Source organism: Armatimonas sp. (assembly GCF_031410135.1).
Lineage (GTDB): Bacteria > Armatimonadota > Armatimonadia > Armatimonadales > Armatimonadaceae > Armatimonas.
The window spans coordinates 1-1,688 of sequence record NZ_JANNYP010000632.1; the positions used below are offsets into that span (position 1 = coordinate 1).

The following is a 1,688-nucleotide window of genomic DNA, read 5'->3' on the forward strand; positions in this document are numbered from 1 at the left end:
GCTCATGAACATCTTTGGCGGAGAGCTGACGACCCGCACCGAGGAGCAGCAAACGCAGTGGTATCGAGACAACGGACTGCCGGAGCCGCCGCCGATCTGGGAGGGAACACAGTACCGACTGGGGCCGCGACCTGACTGGGAGTAGTGTAACATTTCGTCTGTAACTTCTCCTCGGGACGAAGGCGACCACGCCTTCAAGAGAATTCCTCTAGCGCGGGGGACTCGTCCCCGGCAGGAGAAGCAGGCCATCTCTCGAATCTCTCAGTGATCAGAAAGAGAGAATAGAAAAATGACCTACCGTAACAATGATAGCGCATACAGAGAGTCAAGTGCAGAAGCACTTAGTTTGACATCGAATTTTGGAGCCAGCTTACCGCCTGAAGCGGTAGCTGCCCTTTTGCCCTTGCTGACGGGGAGCCAGAATCCCTTGGCGGAGCTACTCAGCGTGGTGCTCAATGCTGCCATGAAGCTGGAGAGGCAAGAGCATCTCAGAGCAGAGCCTCATGAAAGGAATCCTGAGCGAAATGGCCAAGCCAATGGCTTCAAGGATCGGACACTCAGCACCCGTTTAGGGCAGATCGGGGTGTCCGTTCCTCAGGTTCGCGGTGGTGAGGGGCACTTTCGTCCCGCGAGTTTAGAGGCGGCTCTTCTCTCGGAGAAAGCACTCAAGGTTGCGTTAGCGGAAATGTACGTTCAAGGTGTTGCCACGCGTCGTGTTAAGGAGATTCTGGAGGCACTCTGTGGGTTTTCGGTCTCCTCCATGGAAGTAAGCCGTGCAGCGGCTTCTCTGGATGAGGTTCTGACTCGCTGGCGTGAGCGTGCTTTGGGAGTGACTCCCTTGGTGATGTTCGACGCACTGTGGTGTAAGGTTCGCCAGGGAGGAATCGTTGTGGATGCGACAGTTCTGGTTGCGATAGGTGTTCGCGAGGATGGTCGTCGCTCGGTTCTTGGTGTCTCGGTTGCTTTCGGTGAGCATGAGCAACATTGGCGTACGTTTATGGAGAGTTTGGTTTGTCGTGGCCTTTGTGGGATTCGTCTGATCACGAGCGATGACCATGCAGGATTGCGAGCGGCTCGCCTTGCTGTGTTTGGTGGTGTCGCCTGGCAGCGGTGTCAATTCCATCTTCAGCAAAACGCGCAGGCCTACGTGCCTAAGGACTCGATGAAAAAGGAGGTTGCCAGTGTCATTCGTGGGATCTTCAACGCGCCGGATCTGGCTTCTGCCCAGGCTCAGCTTTCCGCTGCGGTATCTCGCTACCGTGAGTCTGCGCCTAAGTTATCGTCCTGGCTTGAGAGTAGCCTTGGTGAGGGGCTAGCGGTGTTTGCTTTCCCTGAGGGGATTCGTCGTCTGGTTCGTACCAGTAACGGCTTGGAGCGTTTGAACTTGGAGATTCGTCGCCGTTTTAAAGTACTGGGTTCTTTCGTCAATGATGCGAGCTGCCTTCGTTTGGCCTCTGCTGTATTGATGGAAGTGAGCGAGGATTGGGAGTCTGGGAAGGTGTACTTGAACCTGTCGGAGCTTCTGTCAGGCAAGTAGAGTAATCGAGATTCGAGAGAGCCGAAAAGAGTTACAGAAAAAATGTTGCACTATCAGTTGCTGGGCAGAGTTATAGGCTTGGCCCTGGTTGTTTTTAAGTGCCAAAAGGTAGTCTGCCTTACGCTTTCGAATTGCTTGAGCGGTCTCCACC

Annotated in this window: 1 protein-coding gene; it reads left to right on the forward strand. The window is 54.5% G+C overall.

The window, feature by feature from the left end:
- Positions 1 to 346: 346 nt before the first annotated feature.
- Complete coding sequence (locus tag RMO15_RS23110; protein WP_309717873.1) at positions 347 to 1,537, forward strand: IS256 family transposase; 1,191 nt, start codon at positions 347 to 349, stop codon at positions 1,535 to 1,537.
- Positions 1,538 to 1,688 lie beyond the last annotated feature (151 nt).